General features: G+C 59.6%; 17 protein-coding genes and 2 pseudogenes. 7 read left to right on the forward strand and 12 right to left on the reverse strand.

Annotated elements, in window-relative coordinates; translation table 11 throughout:
• Positions 1 to 68 precede the first annotated feature (68 nt).
• A complete protein-coding gene (locus CKW32_RS26580) occupies positions 69 to 443 on the forward strand; it encodes a cytochrome c family protein (RefSeq protein ID WP_095186391.1) in 375 nt (124 codons plus the stop codon).
• On the opposite strand, the gene CKW32_RS26585 is transcribed toward CKW32_RS26580, so the two are convergent.
• Genes CKW32_RS26585 through CKW32_RS26605 form a run of 5 tightly spaced genes read right to left on the reverse strand, consistent with a single transcriptional unit; the run spans position 444 to position 5,151 of the window.
• Positions 444 to 2,465 carry an LTA synthase family protein gene (locus CKW32_RS26585; protein WP_095186392.1) on the reverse strand — a complete coding sequence of 674 codons (2,022 nt, stop codon included), beginning with the start codon at positions 2,463 to 2,465 and terminating at the stop codon, positions 444 to 446.
• The gene (locus tag CKW32_RS26590) at positions 2,465 to 3,049 is read right to left on the reverse strand and encodes a hypothetical protein (RefSeq protein ID WP_032885638.1); all 585 of its coding nucleotides are present in this window, start codon (positions 3,047 to 3,049) and stop codon (positions 2,465 to 2,467) included. Before CKW32_RS26590 ends, CKW32_RS26585 begins: the two co-directional genes overlap by 1 nt.
• Positions 3,049 to 4,317, reverse strand: coding sequence for an exo-alpha-sialidase (locus CKW32_RS26595; protein ID WP_095186393.1), 1,269 nt, complete (start codon positions 4,315 to 4,317; stop codon positions 3,049 to 3,051). Before CKW32_RS26595 ends, CKW32_RS26590 begins: the two co-directional genes overlap by 1 nt.
• Before the next feature lie 22 nt (positions 4,318 to 4,339).
• The gene (locus CKW32_RS26600; RefSeq protein ID WP_095186394.1) at positions 4,340 to 4,885 is read right to left on the reverse strand and encodes a cytochrome b/b6 domain-containing protein; all 546 of its coding nucleotides are present in this window, start codon (positions 4,883 to 4,885) and stop codon (positions 4,340 to 4,342) included.
• The gene (locus CKW32_RS26605; RefSeq protein WP_032885640.1) at positions 4,885 to 5,151 is read right to left on the reverse strand and encodes a PepSY domain-containing protein; all 267 of its coding nucleotides are present in this window, start codon (positions 5,149 to 5,151) and stop codon (positions 4,885 to 4,887) included. Before CKW32_RS26605 ends, CKW32_RS26600 begins: the two co-directional genes overlap by 1 nt.
• Positions 5,152 to 5,298: 147 nt before the next feature.
• On the opposite strand from CKW32_RS26605, the gene CKW32_RS26610 reads away from it, so the two are divergent.
• The gene (locus CKW32_RS26610) at positions 5,299 to 5,961 is read left to right on the forward strand and encodes a response regulator (protein ID WP_095186395.1); all 663 of its coding nucleotides are present in this window, start codon (positions 5,299 to 5,301) and stop codon (positions 5,959 to 5,961) included.
• Positions 5,958 to 7,337 (forward strand): sensor histidine kinase, encoded by a 1,380-nt coding sequence (locus CKW32_RS26615; RefSeq protein WP_095186396.1) that lies wholly within the window; start codon positions 5,958 to 5,960, stop codon positions 7,335 to 7,337. The genes CKW32_RS26610 and CKW32_RS26615 overlap by 4 nt, the downstream gene beginning before the upstream one ends.
• A gap of 203 nt (positions 7,338 to 7,540) precedes the next feature.
• On the opposite strand, the gene CKW32_RS26620 is transcribed toward CKW32_RS26615, so the two are convergent.
• The 3 genes and pseudogenes from CKW32_RS26620 to CKW32_RS26630 form a co-directional block, all read right to left on the reverse strand.
• On the reverse strand, positions 7,541 to 7,765 hold the full coding sequence (locus tag CKW32_RS26620) for a pyocin S6 family toxin immunity protein (protein ID WP_095186397.1): 225 nt from the start codon (positions 7,763 to 7,765) through the stop codon (positions 7,541 to 7,543).
• Positions 7,762 to 8,891 (reverse strand): annotated as a pseudogene (locus CKW32_RS26625) (colicin E3/pyocin S6 family cytotoxin). Before CKW32_RS26625 ends, CKW32_RS26620 begins: the two are co-directional and overlap by 4 nt.
• Before the next feature lie 145 nt (positions 8,892 to 9,036).
• A complete protein-coding gene (locus tag CKW32_RS26630) occupies positions 9,037 to 9,408 on the reverse strand; it encodes a PH domain-containing protein (protein ID WP_032885644.1) in 372 nt (123 codons plus the stop codon).
• 127 nt (positions 9,409 to 9,535) lie between these two features.
• On the opposite strand from CKW32_RS26630, the gene CKW32_RS26635 reads away from it, so the two are divergent.
• Positions 9,536 to 10,171, forward strand: coding sequence for a LysE family translocator (locus CKW32_RS26635; protein ID WP_095186398.1), 636 nt, complete (start codon positions 9,536 to 9,538; stop codon positions 10,169 to 10,171).
• 6 nt (positions 10,172 to 10,177) lie between these two features.
• Here CKW32_RS26635 and CKW32_RS26640 read toward each other — a convergent pair whose 3' ends face one another.
• The gene (locus CKW32_RS26640; RefSeq protein ID WP_095186399.1) at positions 10,178 to 10,507 is read right to left on the reverse strand and encodes a hypothetical protein; all 330 of its coding nucleotides are present in this window, start codon (positions 10,505 to 10,507) and stop codon (positions 10,178 to 10,180) included.
• A 197-nt stretch (positions 10,508 to 10,704) separates the two neighbouring features.
• On the opposite strand from CKW32_RS26640, the gene CKW32_RS26645 reads away from it, so the two are divergent.
• Together CKW32_RS26645 and CKW32_RS26650 are read left to right on the forward strand one after the other, a co-directional pair.
• Positions 10,705 to 11,601, forward strand: coding sequence for a hypothetical protein (locus tag CKW32_RS26645; protein WP_032885647.1), 897 nt, complete (start codon positions 10,705 to 10,707; stop codon positions 11,599 to 11,601).
• Positions 11,602 to 11,619: 18 nt separating this feature from the next.
• A complete protein-coding gene (locus CKW32_RS26650) occupies positions 11,620 to 11,904 on the forward strand; it encodes a hypothetical protein (RefSeq protein WP_032885648.1) in 285 nt (94 codons plus the stop codon).
• Positions 11,905 to 11,906: 2 nt separating this feature from the next.
• Here CKW32_RS26650 and CKW32_RS26655 read toward each other — a convergent pair whose 3' ends face one another.
• Genes CKW32_RS26655 through CKW32_RS26665 form a run of 3 tightly spaced genes read right to left on the reverse strand, consistent with a single transcriptional unit; the run spans position 11,907 to position 14,641 of the window.
• Positions 11,907 to 12,353: a hypothetical protein gene (locus CKW32_RS26655; protein WP_095186400.1), complete on the reverse strand. Its 447-nt coding sequence runs from the start codon at positions 12,351 to 12,353 to the stop codon at positions 11,907 to 11,909.
• An 8-nt stretch (positions 12,354 to 12,361) separates the two neighbouring features.
• A complete protein-coding gene (locus tag CKW32_RS26660; protein ID WP_095186401.1) occupies positions 12,362 to 13,102 on the reverse strand; it encodes a hypothetical protein in 741 nt (246 codons plus the stop codon).
• Positions 13,103 to 13,156: 54 nt separating this feature from the next.
• Positions 13,157 to 14,641, reverse strand: a complete 1,485-nt coding sequence (locus tag CKW32_RS26665) for a hypothetical protein (protein WP_218229699.1) — start codon at positions 14,639 to 14,641, stop codon at positions 13,157 to 13,159.
• Between the two features lie 216 nt (positions 14,642 to 14,857).
• Between CKW32_RS26665 and CKW32_RS28370 the strand changes: the two are divergent.
• Positions 14,858 to 15,019, forward strand: a pseudogene (locus CKW32_RS28370) (sulfoxide reductase heme-binding subunit YedZ); the annotation flags it as partial.
• Positions 15,020 to 15,286: the final 267 nt, after the last annotated feature.

Genomic DNA, 15,286 nt, shown 5'->3' on the forward strand with positions numbered 1-15,286 from the left:
TGATCTGGATGGGCATGCGTTCCTGACAAACAGGCATAATCGCCCGCATTCGCCGATGTGGAGTTCCCATGAAGTACGTCCTGCTCACCCTCGCCCTGATCCTCAACACCCAGTCAGCCCTCGCGGCCGGCGACGCCGAGGCGGGTGGCAAGCTCTTTACCAAGACCTGCGGCGGCTGCCACAGCGTCGGCGAAGGGGCGCGCGGTGGGTTCGGCCCGGAACTCAACGGCATCATCGGCAGGCCTGCCGGCACCACCACCGACTATCAGTATTCTGACGCGATGAAAAACTCCGGCGTGGTCTGGACGCGGGACAAGCTCGCCGCCTATATCGAGGCACCGAAGCAGGTAGTGAGCGGTACGCGGATGATCTTTTGGGGCATCAGTGATCAGGAGAAAATCGACAACATCCTGGCCTACCTCGAAACCTTCCAACCCAAATAATCACTCCCGTACATTTCTGAACAGCATCAACCGCGCGCTCTCATGCAGCCCACGGGTCAGCGCCTGCAAACGCTGAAACTCTGCGGGATGTTGCGTTGCCACATCCTCTCGCGGTGTCTTTGAGGCCAGGTCATGCAGGGTCGGTGAGCTGCCGTCGTGTTGCATTTGCAACAGGAAGTGTTGGGTCACGCCGCCGATGATTGGGAACGTTCCCTCACGCAACACCAGCGGCACCACGCGTTCCCCTTCCGGAGCAGGCTGTTGGATATCCCGGCCCATGGCGCCATTGGTGAACGGCACGCCTGCCATGCCCGCAACGGTCGGCAACAAATCCGCCAGGCCCACCGCCTGTTCGATCACCCTAGGTGCCAGGCCCGGCGCGTGGATCAACAGCGGCACGTTGTTGCTTTCCAGCCCTAGTTGTTCAAAGGCAGGCGCCATGTGCGGGATCTGGCTGATGCGCGTGTTGTGGTCGCCGAAGAACACAAAAATGCTGTTGTCGTAGTAACCACCGGCCTTGGCGATTTCCATCAAGCGGCCGATGTTGTAGTCGAGCAGGCGCACTGCGTTGTATTGCTCGACACTGCGCGAACCGGCTGCCTGGACTTGCTCCAGGGTCACGTTCGCCACCTGGAAACCGTCGTTGTCTTTGGGAATCGTGAAAGGTCGATGGTTGCCGGAGGTTTGCAGGTAGGCGAAGAACGGCTGGTCCTTGGGCATCCTGCTCAACAGTTCGTCACCTTCCTTGAACAGGTCCAAGTCTGAAATACCCCACACATCCACCCGTGGCGATTGCCAGTCGCTCTCTTCAAACAGCTGCACGTCGTCGATGCTCTGGCGGATCAGCGCGTTGATGTTCGCCCAGCCGGCGTTGCCGCCGATCATGTAGAACTTCTGATAGCCCTCGAATGCGTTGATCAGCGTGTGTTGCCGGGTGATCAGCGGATTGCGCGTGGCAGTCTCCTGGCGGGTGACGTCGGGCACGCCGGTGATGCTGGCCCAGACAGTCTTGGCGGTGCCGGTGACCGGTACGTAGAAGTGCTTGAAGAACCAGCTTTGGCTGGCCAGTTTATCTAGGTTCGGCGTGGGATTGAGCGGGTTGCCGTAGGCCCCGACGGCGCTCGTGCCAAGGGATTCGAGCATCACGAAGATCACGTTCAGCGGGCGCTCGCCGGCCAGGCGATAGGGCTGCACACCCTGGTGGCGGGTGAAATTCAGTTGCTGGGCGTCCGGTTGATCCACCCCCAAGTACTGGGCGACTTGCGGGTAATGCTTACGCACCTGGGCTTCATCGAACTGCGATTGGCCGACCTTGAGGGTGTCGTACAAAAACAGCACCGGGTTGAGGCCCACGGCGGCCACCTGGCTGTTGCCGGAAAAGAACGCATCGCTCCAGCGCAGCGGCACCGGGTTTTCCAGGTTGAGGTTGGCCACGCGCCCCAGCAGGGCGAGCAGCACGGCGACCACGCCAACCACTGAGACTGACGTCACCGCCCATCGATTAATGGGGGTTGGCGCACGGTCCAGGGTCAGGCGCTCCAGGCAGATCAACGCCCATACCCACAACCCCACTGCCGCCAGCCAGCAGGCGGTTATCCACAGCACTGGATAGGTTTCCCACACCATCTGTTGTGAAATCTGTGCGTCTTGCAGGTAGCGCAGCACCGTCGCATTGATACGTACGCCGAGGTAGGCGTAATGGCCGAAGTCGATGATGTACACCAGGCCGATCATCGCCAGTGCGACCACCAGGTAGGCACGTGCCAGCCAGCGCAGGACTGGCAGCGTGGTGAGGTTCCAGCGCGGCAGCCATGCCAGCACGGCCAGCGGCAGCAGCAGCAACACCGCCAGGCGCAGGTCGAAACGCAGGCCGATGCCGAGGGTTTCCAGCAGCGCCGGGGTTGTCACATCGAGGCCGGAAAAACCCAGCACAAACACCAGTCGCAACGCAGCCAGCAGCACAAACACCAACCCAATCGCGCCCATGCCGTAGCGCAGGCGACGTGATTGCAACGCACTCATCAAATTTTCCATTCTTTAAAGCAGTACAGTTTGAGTTGCATTAATCCAGCGACGACGCAGTAGGCTGCCAAGAGCGGATCAACCAGATAATCCCAATAGTTCTCTGAGGCCTTGAGCCGCAATGCGAACGCCAGCGTGCCGATCACCAACATCCACACCGCCAGCGCATTGCGCAGCCACAGCATCAACAGCGCCGCCACCGCGACCAGCACAATCATCGGTCGAGGGTTGAAGCCCAAGCGGTACGGGTCGAAATAGGTCAGGCCTAACGTGGCCGGGTAGAGCACCAGGCTCAGCAGGCCAAACAGCAGCAACATCTGCACCTGATGTGGTCGAGCCAGCGGCTGCACCACGCCCAGACGGCTCAGCGCAACCCACCCCAACAACACCAGCGTGCTGATCGCCAAATCATCGGTAAAACTGCGGACATAGGCCGCCAATGGCAGCTCATTGATCGGGATAACGCTCACCACCACCAGGACTGGCAGCAACCACGGTCGCCATCGGGCGGTAAATCGAAACGTGCTTAACAGCACAAACCCCAACAGCACAAAACTCAAATGCGCCTGCCATAGCAACACCATCACAGACGCTCCGCGAGCCAGGCTTCGTTGAAGCTGACATGTTTGATAAACGTGTTATTCCATGAGTACACCAGGTGGTACATACCGTCCGGGCTGCGGCTGAAGTACGGGTACTCGTACTCGAAATCGCAGCCACGGGGTTTGCACACGCGGTAGTCGAGGCTGCTGAGAAAACGTTGCTCCAGCGGTAAACGCTGCGCGCCGCTGGAGGCGCGAAAGCCTTCGCCGATGATCTCTTTATAAGCTTCGGGGGCGAACGGTTGGCCGAGCGGGTCCGGTGATTCGTCCAGTTGCACCACAGTGCGCCACTGGCTGAGCTGGGCGTCGGTGCCATAGAGGCTGAGCTTGAAGCGGCCGTCCTGCAGGTCATTGAGCGCCACCAGCAACCCATCGTCCACCGTGCCCACCGCCGCCAGCGACGAGTTAGGGTTGGCCGGTTCCAGCGGGTACGGCTGGCTCCAGGTTTGCCCGGCGTCTTCAGTGCGGCTGGCCAGCACGCGGTGATGGGTGTCGCCGGCATAGCGCAACATCGCCACGGCGCGTTGGCCGTCCAGGGGCACGATGGTCGGTTGCAGGGAATTCTTGCCGCGGCTGATACGGAATTTGTCGATCACCGCTCCGTCGGCGCTCAAGTACAGGTACTCGGCAAACTTGCCCATGAACTCGTGGTACACCGGCAGGCCGATGGAGCCGTCGGCGTGGAACACCGGCGCGGCGCGGACCAGGGTGCTGATATTGAAGAACGGCGAGGTCACCAGTTGCCGAGGGGCCGTCCAACTGGCCCCCAGGTCATCCGACACCATCACGTTGATCGCACTGGTGGCCCAGCCGCCGACTGACACCGACACATAAAACATCCACAGGCGTTTATCCGGCGCCAGGGCAATCACCGGGTTGCCGAGCTTACGGATATAACGCTGGGTTCCGTCGCGGGTGCTTTCCCGCGTGGCCAGCACCTGTTCGGCGCCCCATTCGCCGGTACGTGCATCAAAGCGCGCGGTGCGCACCTGCACATCAGCGGCACCTTCGCGTGAGCCGGCGAACCACACCGCCATCAAGTCGCCGCCGGGCAGGGCGGTCACGGATGAGGAGTGCACAAAGTCGGTGAGCTGGGTGGATACGAACCGGCTGCTGTACTGCGCCGGCGCCGCCACTTTTGCGGTGTTCGGGCTGGTCTGGGCAAACGGCGCCAGCACATGGGGCGGATGGCTTTGCCAGGCAGCGAAAAACACTGCCAGCAGGCTGCATATCAATAAGGCGGAGCGCATAGGGAACCTGTGGGTAAAAGGATTACTGCGCACGTTCATCCGGCAGGCGCTTCCTGCGACCGGTGAGCATGGATAACGGCAGGTTGTCCCGCACCTGGATACTTTCAAACACGGCAGCCAGCACATGCAGGCAAACCAAACCAAGCAGCGCATTGGCGGCGGTCTCGTGGACTTGCAGCGGCCAATCGGCGCCCCAGAGGGCATCGACTTCCTGCATCAAAAAGCCACTCACGCCGACGGTGAGTAATGCCAGCAACATCAACAGCATCACCAGCGCGCCAATCGGCGAATGCCCCAAGCGGTGTTGCGGCTTACCCTTGAGCAGCGAGCGCACGTGGGCATTCAGCCTTTTTGGCGTAGGCCAAAAGTCTGTCCACAGTGCGCTGCGCGGTCCGACAAATCCCCACACCGTTCGCACCAGCAGCCAGGCCATGGCGTAATAACCCAGCCAGACATGCCAGTCTTCGCCGGCTTCGTTGAAAAAGTAATTGGCGACGAAGACCCCGGCGATGGAGGCGTGGAACAGCCTCACCAGCGGGTCCCAAAGGCGTAGGGATTCGCCTGGCATCAGCCTTTGATCTCAGTCTTCACGGCCTTGCCGGTGACCGGGTCGTGGTAGATCTCAACTTTGCGCTTGTCCTTGTCGAACCCGTAGATCTCATAGCAGTTGCCATCAGTGACCTTGAACTTGCTGATGGTGTAGCCCTCGGCCTTGAGCTTGTCCTGGAAGGCTTTTTCGTCTTGCCATTGCGAGCGCTCGGCGGTGGTGCATTGCGGGCCGGCGAAGGCCAGGGGGCTGGCGAGGATCAGGGACAGCAGGAGAATTTTGCGCATGGAAAAGCTCTCAGCAAATGTGGGAGATTTCACAGTGCAAAACCAACCTTAGGGCAACCTTAGTTGGCAACGAGTCGTAACATCTTTGCTGAAATAGCCCCGGCCATAACCCGGCATGATGCCGCCGATTCCTACAGAGATTTTGCTATGCGCCTACTCCTTGTCGAAGATGACCGTGCCCTCGGCCAAGGGATTCGTGTGGCCTTGGGCGCCGAGGGCTACACCCTGGATTGGCTGCAGGATGGCGTTGCTGCGCTGCATGCGTTGCGCACGGAGAGCTTCGATCTACTGCTGCTGGACCTCGGCCTGCCCCGCCTCGACGGCCTCGACCTGTTGCAGCGACTGCGCGCCGAGCAACATGATCTTCCGGTGCTGATCCTCACCGCCCGCGACGGCACCGCCGAGCGCATCGCCGGATTGGACGCTGGCGCCGACGATTACTTGGTCAAACCCTTCGACGTCGAAGAGCTCAAGGCTCGCGTGCGCGCGCTGTTGCGCCGCAGCCAGGGCCGTGCGCAACCGATGCTCGAACACGCCGGCGTCAACCTCGACCCCGCCACCCAGCAGGTGCGTTACCTGGATGAGGACATCATCGTCACCCCCATGGAATATCAACTGCTGCACCAACTGATGGTACGCCCCGGCAAAGTGGTGACCCGCGAGCGCTTGTCTCGCGCGTTGTATGGCTGGCAGGACCGCGTCGAAAGCAACACCTTGGAAGTGTTGATTCACAACCTGCGTAAAAAGTTATCCACAGAGCTCATACGCACCGTGCGCGGCGTTGGCTATGTGCTGGTACTCAAGCCATGACCTCCGTGCGCGCGCGCATCCTCGTGCCGGTGCTGGTGTTGATCCTGCTCGGCGATGCCCTGATCAGTTGGCTGGTGCTGCGCGACAGTCACCACGAAATCGAAGAAGTCTACGACGCCCAACTCGCCCAAAGCGCGCGCCTGCTGCAAGGCGTACTGCGCCAGCGCGACCCCGGCGAGGCGGATTGGGACCGCTTGTACCAGGCGTTTGATCAGGCCATGAGCCGCGTGGGCGAAGAGGGCGTGGCTCATCCCTATGAAACTCGCCTGACCTTCCAGGTGTGGCGCAGCGACGGCCAGCTACTTGTACGCTCAGCCGAAGCGCCGGTGCTGGCAGCACCGCCCGCGACCCTTGGTTCCCACGACATCATGGACAACGGCAACGACTGGTGCGCCTTCCTCCTCGCCGACCCGCAACAGGGCCTGTTGATTTGGGTGGGCGAGCGCGACGACATCCGCCAAGACGTGATCCAACGCATCATGCGTCACACCCTCTGGCCGACCCTCATCGGCGTGCCGCTGCTGACGGTGTTGATCTGGCTGTTAATCGGTTGGGGTCTCAAACCCCTGCGCGCCATGGCACTGTCGATTCGTGGACGCAATTCCGACACCTTGCAACCGCTGCACCTCAAACCGCTGCCCTCCGACCTGGAACCCATGCAAACCGCGCTCAACCGGCTGTTGGTGCAGGTGGACGAGTTGTTGGAACGCGAACGCCGGTTCATCGCCGACGCCGCCCACGAACTGCGCACCCCCCTGGCGATCCTGCGTATCCATGCGCAAAACGCCCAAAGCGCGGAGACAGTGGAGCAACGACGCGAGGCATTGGAATTTCTGGTAAGCGGTGTCGACCGCGCCACCCGCATCGGCAGCCAGTTATTGACCATGGCGCGCATCGAGCCGCAGTTGAACAACCCTGTGCGCAGCCGTGTGCAATTGACAGAGTTAGTACGTGAAGAGTTGGCAGAACTTACCCCGCTGGCCATGGAGAAAGGTGTGGAGTTGGTGCTGGAGGGTGACGAAGAATGCTGGGTCGAAACCGAGCCCGTGGCACTGGCCATCGCCCTGCAAAATCTGGTGACCAACGCTCTCAACTTTTCCCCGCCGGGCAGCGAGGTGAAGGTGGTGATTGGTGCTTTTTGCCTGAGCGTGCAGGACCAGGGGCCGGGGATTGATGAAGCGGAAATCGGGCGTTTGTTTGAGCGGTTTTATAGCCGTGACAATGCCAATGGCGCCGGGTTGGGGCTGGCGATTGTCGAGATGATCGTCGGCAAGATCGGCAGCCGGCTGGCGTTGCACAACCTGGAGCGTGGTGGGTTGTGTGCGCGGTTGGTATTTAACGAAGAAATCCAGAACAGCAGCCCTTCAACTGCCTGAGCTGAAAGGGCATGTGTAGTGAGCGGGCTTGCCTCGCGCAGGTCTGCGAAGCAGCCCCAACTCGGCCACCGAGATTTTCCATAGGAACCGCAGGGCTTGGTTTCAGGGCCGCTTCGCGCCCCAGCGCGGGGCAAGCCCGCTCACCAGGGAGATCCTCGTCAGCCTTTAGTCGGCGAATGGAGTTTGAATGCCCCTTGGCCCACTTAGTCGTGTGAGGTAAGGAATAAGTCAAAGTGAGTGGGCAGCTTTAGAGCAATCGCTTTTTCTATCTTGAGTACTTGTTCTTCCGTCAATAGATAGTCAAATACGCAATCCTCCAGTTTCTCCCACCCCATGATGTCCATCAGGTCTTGAGTGGACAGAGGTAGCGCCTGTTCAAAGGACGCAAAGTCTTCGTTAGGCAAAACGCCCATAACTGAGTGGTTCATGGTTCTACCGTCCTTTCAGGCTTGGCTGGCTTACGTTGGTTACCGGTCAAATGATCGAACTCGCCGAGATGAATTCCGCGCTTGCAGTACTTTTCCACAGCGCCATGTTGAGCGTCCCATTCATAGATCGTCCCGTCGGGATCTTTCCATCTTGGGCGTTGGCCACCCCCGTCATTGGAGTTTTCGAGCGAGCCCACTTGGCTTTCGGAAATGCAGCTAGGAGTTTTGGTTTGGGGTGATAGGTATGATCCCCAGCCCGAACACTGACCACCACATACAACGGCCGCCCCCCCCACTCCACCGGGAACACCAGAATAAAATCCCGATATTCCGGCGGATAAACCGGGTTCACCAAAATCTGCGCAGCCTTCTGGTTTGGCGGGTAAATCCAAATTACCGGCGCCTGTGGTGCAGCCTCCAACGCTGGGATTCCCAGGGCGTCCCCGGATTCAACCGCAGGCGTCCAGATCAGCTCCACACGTTGGCCCAAATCCGCCACAAACTGATCGCCACAGCTTTGCAACTGCACCACATCGATCATCTGACAGTCGGCGTTGTTGCCGGTGTAAAACCCATAGCCCTTGAGCGTGCCGTCCTCCAACGGCTCAACATGCAAACGCATCTGTGAGCGCGCCCGTTGCATCGAGCGCAATTGCTCATCGCTGTACAGCGCGCTATCACCCAGCGCCGATGGCCAGGCCAACGCCACTAACCCCATCAACAACGCCCCGTCTACAGAGCCGACAGCAGTCGCTGCCGACTCCAACACCGCTGCACGCAACGCCAATTGCCCCAAGCCAACGGGCAATGCGCTTCCGCTGATCTTGCGCAGCGAGACCGTCCCCCGAGCGTCCACTTCACGCCCGCCCAGCAGGCTGAAATGTCCGTATTCCTTAACCAACTCCAGCGGTACGAAACCGCTGGGATCGGCGTAGTGGGTGATGCCGTCGGGCAGTTGGCAGGGTTTGGTGAATACGCAGCCGGGAGGCTTGGTGGGGGAGGGGGCTGGCGCGGGAGGACGGTCGAGTAGATGGAGCGGTGGCGAAAAAGGCCGTGCCGGTTGCGGTGTCAGGATTCGCTGTTTGAGTTGTTGTTCTTCGGTGAGAGGGTATGCGCGCTCTGACATGACAGGCTCACTTCCTTGTGTGGGGACGTGAGCCGAAGAGGGGGATGAGCGGACTAAATCGGATTTGTTCGATGATGGGTGTGGGAAAAGGAGACAGGGCCAGAAGGGCGCTATCGTTTCGAATATTTTGATTTTTACCTGCTGATCAGGTCAGCAGGTGCTTGGAAATCAACCGCGAAATCTCAACAATCGACGTCTTCCCCGTAAATTCAAACTTCACCTTCCCCAGCGAAGAAAAGTAAATCTCCAACTCCGAATCCAGATCAAACGTGCCGGACGTTTCCACCGAGTACGCCACGATATTTTTATACGGCAGCGACGTGAAGTCCTTCTTGCTCCCGGTAATCCCCTGCACGTTCACGGCGATGATGCGCTTGGTGGTAAACACTACGCCGTCGCGCATGGCTTTGTAGGCGTCGACCACTTCCTCGCCGTCCAGCAGCAGGGCGGCTACGCGTTCGGCGTATTCGTTGTTTTGTTTGAGCTTGAAGAAACCTTTGTTGTTGAAGTCGATCATGGGCCTGCCTCGTGGGTGTATGCCGATTTGCTCGTGGATCTGTATCTAACGCGGGCATTTTGAACGCCCTACCATGGCGACCAACCTTACAACCTTGCCCAGATGTTTCAACAACCGGAGCCGCACCATGCCTGAACTATCCAGCTGGCTTGCTTATGCGCTGATCTCCCTCGGCATGGTGCTGACGCCCGGACCGAACATGATTTACCTCATATCCCGCTCGATCTGTCAGGGCCGTACGGCTGGATTGATTTCCCTGGGCGGCGTGGCGTTGGGTTTTTTGGTTTATATGCTTTGTGCGGCGTTGGGAATTACCGCGTTGGTCATGGCGGTGCCGTTTGCCTACGACGCGCTGCGGTTTGGTGGGGCGTTGTACCTGGCCTATATGGCGTGGCAAGCGATCAGACCGGGCGGGCGTTCACCGTTTCAGGTGCGCGACTTACCCAAGGACAGCCCACGCAAGCTGTTCACAATGGGGCTTGTGACCAACCTGCTGAACCCCAAGGTGGCGGTGATGTATTTGTCGTTGCTGCCCCAGTTCATCGACCCGAACGGCCATGGCAGTGTGCTGACACAATCACTGGTGTTGGGCTTTACGCAGATTTTTATCAGCGTGGGTGTCAACGCGGTGATTGCCACCCTGGCGGGCTCCATCGCGGTGTTTTTCGTCACCCGGCCCGGTTGGCAAGTGGTGCAGCGCTGGCTGATGGGCTCAGTGCTGATGGGGTTGGCGGTGCGCATGGCGGTGGAAGGGCGGCGGTAGGTCGCCTCACTGGATGTCTTTTAGATAATCCTTGAGGGTGGTTAACGGCTCGGGCAGTTCATCCAGTTGATGGGCATTTTGCACAGCCGCCGCCAGCCGTTGCAGTTCACGTCCCAGTACTGTGTCGGCACCGCCCACCGCCATCAAAGCCTGGCCCGCACACTCATCAATCTTCACCATGATTTCAGCCAAATCCCCCTGCCGCACCAACAGCCCAAACACCTCCCTGTCATAGCCAACCATCACCGGATCATCCCGCAAAACCGGGCTGCCACCGTCCACCTCATGCACCAACTTGAGTGCAAAAAGCGCCACAGCTTCCAGCGTCAATTCCATGGTCTTGGTTCCTCAACATACGGGGGAGGGGGATGATCACTGTTCTGTGTGTGAAAAAAAAGACCTGGCCCACTTTGCGGCGTGCATCACATTAAGGCCTCTGCACAAGGAACGATACTAATTGGCCATGTTCCAACTCGCCGTGCCAAGCGCACCCAAGCAGCCCGCTTTATCTACTTACAAGGACGCAAGCCCCCATGCCCTCATCCCCTTTTCAATCGCCTTCCAATACTGGTGAGCTGATCGCCAGCTTCCGTCATGGCAAAGCCTTTCTTGTGGTCAGTTTGATCTTTGGTTCTGTGATGCTGGGGATGGCCGGGTTTGTGCTGTACCTGAGCACCATCCTGCCGCAGGGCAACAATGGCCCCGTCACTCTCCAGACGTCACGCGGCATGACCTTGAATTTCAGCGATCCGCTTATGGTGTTTTATGCCACCAGCGCCTTGCTGGCGGTGATCGGCCTGAGCATGTTTGCGGTCTACGCCTGGCACAAAAAGCTGCGTGCGCCCCGTTATGACGTGTACGAGCACGGCATCGAGCGCTTCGTGAACGATGAGCGTGAATACACGGCCTTTGCCGATATCGAGGACCTGTATCTGTTCGGCTCCGGCCAAACCGTGTTGACCGGTATGGTTACCAACGTTGCCTATCGCCGCAATGCTTCGGAACCGTTTCACCGGGTGATCGAGACCCTCAAGGGCTTTCACGATTTCCAGCAGCTGGTACGTGAACTGCACGTACGCGCACGCCTGCCGGCGGTGGCGGCGACGCTGGAGGCGGGCGGGGCGGTAACGTTCAATTGCATCAGCACTGCGCAGGTCTGGGGCAAGCGGGTCAGCGGCAACTTCCTCAAGATCACCACGACGCCAATTCTGGTCAGCGCCGCCTTCCTTGAGTACCAGGGCCGCAAAGTGCCGATGGCATCGTTGCGCACCGTCGACCTCAACGCCTGGACCGAGAACGTGGTGATCAAGGACGACAGCGGCAAGCCCGTGCTGTCGACCATCGCCACCGGCATCCTCAGCCATGACCTGTTCCTCAACACCCTGGATGTGGTGTTTGCGGTTGAAGAACAAGCCCGTGAGTTGGCCTAAGCCCAGGAGTATCAAACGATGATTTATCGCGGCGCAGGCTGGCTCACGCTGTTCACTCCGGTGGCCATGGTGCTGTTGTTGATGGGGTTGTGGCCTGATCCCAGCGTCAAGCCAGGCAATGTCTCGCTGATGCAGTTCCTGATAGGCGCGGGTGTTGGCTCGGCGATCAACGTGGTGCTGGGCTTCGTGCTCAATCGGCATCCGCACGCTGATGGGGTGCGCCATCACTTCTTTTTCATGCCGATGCAGTGGCCGGCGCTGGTGATCACCGTGGTCTGTGCGCTGATCGCCCTGTTGAAATAAACCTACCGGCCGCTCGGCAAGGGCGGCCGCGTGTCGCGTTGTTCCAGATTGACGCGGAACGTGGTGTACGTGTCGCCATCGGCCAGGTAGAGGTTGCTTCGGTACACCTCGACTGCACCATCGAGTTTGATGTGCAGGCCATTGGCGACCCGTTCGATCACTACATTCTGCAAGTCGCTGTCCGAAACCAGAAACGGTGGCTTCTTGCCCAGGCGCACCTTCATCACCTCGTCGCTGCTTTCGTAATCGTCTGCGTAGAACCGCAGGCTTTTGGGCTCCCCTGCGTTCCTCGCGCCTTGCACGATGTACACCCACTGCCCGGGTATGAACGCTTGCTTGAGGACTATTTGCGACGGGAATTGCGGTTTATGTACGAGCGCGTAAGCCAACAGCACTGCCAGGCAGGTTAGAAAGGCCCAACCGAGAAGCTTTTTGGTCCGTTGAGTCATCACTTTGCTCAGCTGTAGTCGAAGGTAAATAACACCAGGCCTTCAATCGGCTCGTAGAACATCACGATCAAGTCTGCCCCCGCGGTGCGGTAATGCCAGCCCGGCACGCTGGCGACGTGGAAAAACCGGTTGCCGGCCGGGCTCAAGGGATACACGTTCGAATCGCCACGGTCGGGGTCCAGTTCAATGATCTGCATCGGAAACTCCACCGACTCCACCCAGTTAGCCAAGCCGTCGACTTCGCCGCCCAGTTGGGTGACAAACTCCACCGCATCCAGCGGCTCGCCGTCTTCGCGCGCCAGTACCCCGTGGGTGTTGAACCGCTCGACCGTGCGGGCAAATGCGCGGTGTTGCTCAGCACAGTGACGCTCCAGGTCCGCCCGCGCGCCGGGGTGAGGGTCGGCCATTTGCGCGTTGCCTGCATGGAGAAAGAAGTAGCGCGGGTCGCCGCATAGGCGGTATCGCCCCTGCTCAAGCTGAAATCCGATCCAGTTGGTTTTCAGCAGGTCACCGTGAAAGCCGTCCCATTCGGTCAGCTCGCCGACAAGACTCTCATAGGGCTCCAATGGGCTCAGCATGTGCACGACGCCCGACCATTCGGGATTCACCTGGCTCAGGTCAAGGCTGAAGAGCGGATGCAGATGCTTGGCCAGTTCCAGTTGATCGGCGACGAACACGTCTTCAATCGCCGGAAAGGGCTGCATACCTGTGGGGATTTGGGTGAAGTCTTGGGAGAGCGTATTGGTCATGGGGTGTCTTCCTTGATCGTGGATATCAACGCAAAAAATCAGGTAACGGGCATGTTAACGCCATGCCCCTCGGGTAAGCGCGGTGCCGGGCAATTCCAACTGTATATACGCAATCACCGCGACCATTACTGCGCAAAACAGCCATTGGAGCGCACTCAGCCCGGCAATCCGATAGATCGCCTGCAACGGTCGCCGCCAGCGGTACTCATACTCGGCTGGCGCCCAGCGTGCCGGCTGGAGCACGCCGATCAAACCGGTCACTGCGTAGGTAGCAAGCCCCAACCACCCAAGCCATTGCCACACGACAAAACCCAGCGCTACTAATGGGCCGCCGTTGCGGATCACCCGATAGCGGCGGTCGGGGATCCATTTGCGGCGCACACACCAGCGGCTGACGCGTTGGTCGAGGTCTTGCAGGCTCTCGGCCATGACGGTCCAGTAGGTCAGCAGCCACTGGCCGACGCGGGCCATCAACCAGCCGCCCAGTAGGTATAGCGGCAGCATCAATAAGGTCGGGCCGAGTGCGAATCGGCTGGAGAGACTACCCAACGCCAGGCAGGTTGCAAGGACGGCGGTGGCTCGTTTCAGGCCGTGGCGGGTGGGGCGATAGCCGACGAGGGCGTGCCAGAACCACGGGTTGTGATTGGGGAACAAGCCCAGCAGGTCGGGGAACCGTGTGGAAAACGCTGCGGACAGTTGCTCGCAGGCCTGCCAATCGGCTTCTCCGAACGTGGCGGCCAATTGCGCTTGCTGCGCGGGTTTTGCACACATCAAAAACAACGCCGCCGCACCCGGTTGTTGCGCCTGATCTCGCAACGCGTTCAGCCAGACGTGTTGCTCGCTGCGCCGGACCAGGGCCTGCCACCGGGCTTGATCGATAGGCACCGCAGCGCCAGCGTCCCAGGCGAACAGCTGGCAGACCTGTTGGAAAAGAGTCGGCGACCAGCTTTCTTGCACCGTGAACAGGTGCAACACCTGCACCTGCAACGCCTGGTGATGGGTCAGGTCAACCAGCCAGCCCTGGCGGCATGCCCGCTCCAGTCGTTCGAAGAACGCCTGAGGCTGGGCGTCTGCCAGGTATTTTTCAAGATCGTCGTACAGCGCGCCCTTGAGTGCGTGGACCAGACGTTGATGGGGAAAACCGCCGCTGTTTATTTGCTGCCATGGCGTGAGCCATTGGCGTTTTTCAACGCCCCAGGTCAACAGCGGTAGATGCCGGTCGGGTGCGTTGACGCAACGCTGGAACAGCAGTTGTTCAAAGTCGGCGGCACACCCTTGTGCCACGGCGCGGGCCCAGCATTCGTCGACTTTCCAGTCATCGAATTCGGCCAGCAGCGCCATTGCTTGTTCATCCGCAGCAGGGGGGAGGGCGTGGGCGACGAGGCTGTCGCCGTCACGCAGTCGCTGCAACGCCCGCTCGTACGCTTCTCGCAGACGCTGGAAGGCGACGGGATCATCGTCCGGCCGCGTTACCTTGAGCAGCTTGGCGTACTGGCGTTTGAGGGTGCGCTCGTCAGGGCTGGCCAGCAGATCGTCCATGTTCAGCATCGCCAACCGTTCTTTCAGGGGGGAGGGCGATGATCACTGTTCCTGCGCGCTAAAAACAACCCCGCTGCTCACCGCTCCAATATCCATTCCACCCGGCGGTTATGCGCCCGCCCTTGCGTCAGGCGATTGATAGCGGGACTTATCAGGTCTGCGCGGATTCAGTGTGAGGGGAGCTAAGTCTGTGCGCCGGGCGCGCATTGCTGGGGTGGGCTGCTGCATATATTTTGGATCGTGCGGGGTGATCACAGGAGTGGGCTATCTATGCATCTATCTATAACTGCGCTGCTGCTGGTGTTGCGTGTACCGCCGGTGATGCGCCGAATCCCACGGCTTATTGCGAAAAAAGCACCTTCTGCAACAAAAGCGTAATTAACGCTTGACCGCAGATTCTGGGAGCCTATAATTCGCGCCACTTCCGGCGCAGTCGAAACGGAAAACTCCTTGGTAAACAATGAGTTACGCGGTTTTCGGTAGTAAGTTGCTTCAGTTCATCGAAGCCAAAAGGAAGTTGAAAAAGAGGTGTTGACAGCAGCGTGTAACGCTGTAGAATTCGCCTCCCGCTGATGAGAGATCAGAAGCGCAAGTGGTTGAAGTTGTTGAAGAAATCTTCGAAAACTTCTGAAAATAATCACTTGA

The sequence above is a fragment of the Pseudomonas sp. Irchel 3H9 genome, from assembly GCF_900187495.1.
Lineage (GTDB): Bacteria > Pseudomonadota > Gammaproteobacteria > Pseudomonadales > Pseudomonadaceae > Aquipseudomonas > Aquipseudomonas sivasensis.

Bases quoted from the DNA above. Each gene is read 5' to 3' on its own strand.
- CKW32_RS26585 (WP_095186392.1), bottom strand. From the start codon at position 2,465: ATGAGTGCGTTGCAATCACGTCGCCTGCGCTACGGCATGGGCGCGATT.
- CKW32_RS26640 (WP_095186399.1), bottom strand. From the start codon at position 10,507: ATGGAATTGACGCTGGAAGCTGTGGCGCTTTTTGCACTCAAGTTGGTG.
- CKW32_RS26615 (WP_095186396.1), top strand. From the start codon at position 5,958: ATGACCTCCGTGCGCGCGCGCATCCTCGTGCCGGTGCTGGTGTTGATC.
- CKW32_RS26610 (WP_095186395.1), top strand. From the start codon at position 5,299: ATGCGCCTACTCCTTGTCGAAGATGACCGTGCCCTCGGCCAAGGGATT.
- CKW32_RS26580 (WP_095186391.1), top strand. From the start codon at position 69: ATGAAGTACGTCCTGCTCACCCTCGCCCTGATCCTCAACACCCAGTCA.
- CKW32_RS26645 (WP_032885647.1), top strand. From the start codon at position 10,705: ATGCCCTCATCCCCTTTTCAATCGCCTTCCAATACTGGTGAGCTGATC.
- CKW32_RS26600 (WP_095186394.1), bottom strand. From the start codon at position 4,885: ATGCCAGGCGAATCCCTACGCCTTTGGGACCCGCTGGTGAGGCTGTTC.
- CKW32_RS26665 (WP_218229699.1), bottom strand. From the start codon at position 14,641: ATGGACGATCTGCTGGCCAGCCCTGACGAGCGCACCCTCAAACGCCAG.
- CKW32_RS26590 (WP_032885638.1), bottom strand. From the start codon at position 3,049: ATGGTGTTGCTATGGCAGGCGCATTTGAGTTTTGTGCTGTTGGGGTTT.
- CKW32_RS26655 (WP_095186400.1), bottom strand. From the start codon at position 12,353: ATGACTCAACGGACCAAAAAGCTTCTCGGTTGGGCCTTTCTAACCTGC.
- CKW32_RS26620 (WP_095186397.1), bottom strand. From the start codon at position 7,765: ATGAACCACTCAGTTATGGGCGTTTTGCCTAACGAAGACTTTGCGTCC.
- CKW32_RS26630 (WP_032885644.1), bottom strand. From the start codon at position 9,408: ATGATCGACTTCAACAACAAAGGTTTCTTCAAGCTCAAACAAAACAAC.
- CKW32_RS26635 (WP_095186398.1), top strand. From the start codon at position 9,536: ATGCCTGAACTATCCAGCTGGCTTGCTTATGCGCTGATCTCCCTCGGC.
- CKW32_RS26650 (WP_032885648.1), top strand. From the start codon at position 11,620: ATGATTTATCGCGGCGCAGGCTGGCTCACGCTGTTCACTCCGGTGGCC.
- CKW32_RS26660 (WP_095186401.1), bottom strand. From the start codon at position 13,102: ATGACCAATACGCTCTCCCAAGACTTCACCCAAATCCCCACAGGTATG.
- CKW32_RS26595 (WP_095186393.1), bottom strand. From the start codon at position 4,317: ATGCGCTCCGCCTTATTGATATGCAGCCTGCTGGCAGTGTTTTTCGCT.
- CKW32_RS26605 (WP_032885640.1), bottom strand. From the start codon at position 5,151: ATGCGCAAAATTCTCCTGCTGTCCCTGATCCTCGCCAGCCCCCTGGCC.